Below are 917 nucleotides of genomic sequence, written 5' to 3'. Positions count from 1 at the left end.
CGGCGCGGCCGGGACGGCCCCGCGGCACCCTCACGGTCATCCTCAGCGGCCGCGAGGCCACGCTCCCGGAAGCCGCGCTCGCCTACGCCGAGGGCGGCCTGCTGGCCCCCGCCGCGTCGGCGCGCGGCTGACCCCGGGCCTCTCCCACCGGCCAAAACGCCGCCGTCGGCTGCCGTGGTAGCGGAACGTGAGTACCCTGCCAGACATGAGGCCCCACGCCGAGGACCCCGATCACCACGGCAAGCAGACCCCGGGCCAGGGCACGCCCGCGGTCTGGACCGGTCATGCCCACAACCGGATGCAGTGGGTGCTGGCGACCGTGGGCGCCGCGTGCGTGGCGCTCGGCATCGACCTGGCCGTCGCCTCCCCCTGGACCACCGGACTCGCACCGCTCCTGATGTCGGTCATCGGCTGCCTCGCCGCCGGACTGCTGATGCTCTTCGGCACCCTTGCCTTCGTCCATGTGGCGGTGCGGGTCGACGAGGAGTGCCTGGAGGTCCGCTGCGGCCACATGGGGCTGCCGCGCCGCCGCATCCCCCTCAGCGACGTGGTCGACGCCGACGTCGCGCCTCGTGTCACGCCCTGCCAGTGGGGCGGCTGGGGCTACCGATGGCGCCCCGACAAGGGCACGGCCGTGGTGGTGCGGCGCGGTGAGGGGCTGGTGCTGCGGCTGGGGGACGGGCGGATCTTCACGGTGACGGTGGACGATGCGGAGGCCGCCGTGCGAGTCATCCGCGGCCGGCTCCGGCTCATCGCGACGCGGACGTCCCAGGTCTAACGGCGCCCCGCCGCCCGCCGGGGATACCCCGGGCCCCGTTTTGGTCCGACCGTGCGCCTGTCGGGTGTGGCGGTGCTCGTTCCCCTGCCCCGCCCCTTCGCGCGAAACCGGGGATACCCCCGGCCCCCCGTCCTGGGGC

1 protein-coding gene is annotated in these 917 nt (G+C 75.2%); it reads left to right on the top strand.

The window, feature by feature from the left end; all coding sequences use genetic code 11:
• The first annotated feature begins 205 nt into the window (after positions 1–205).
• Positions 206–778: a hypothetical protein gene (locus tag SSOG_RS05965; protein WP_009713307.1), complete on the top strand. Its 573-nt coding sequence runs from the start codon at positions 206–208 to the stop codon at positions 776–778.
• Positions 779–917: the final 139 nt, after the last annotated feature.

The sequence above is a fragment of the Streptomyces himastatinicus ATCC 53653 genome, from assembly GCF_000158915.1.
Lineage (GTDB): Bacteria > Actinomycetota > Actinomycetes > Streptomycetales > Streptomycetaceae > Streptomyces > Streptomyces himastatinicus.
This window is presented reverse-complemented; position numbering and strand designations above follow the sequence as displayed.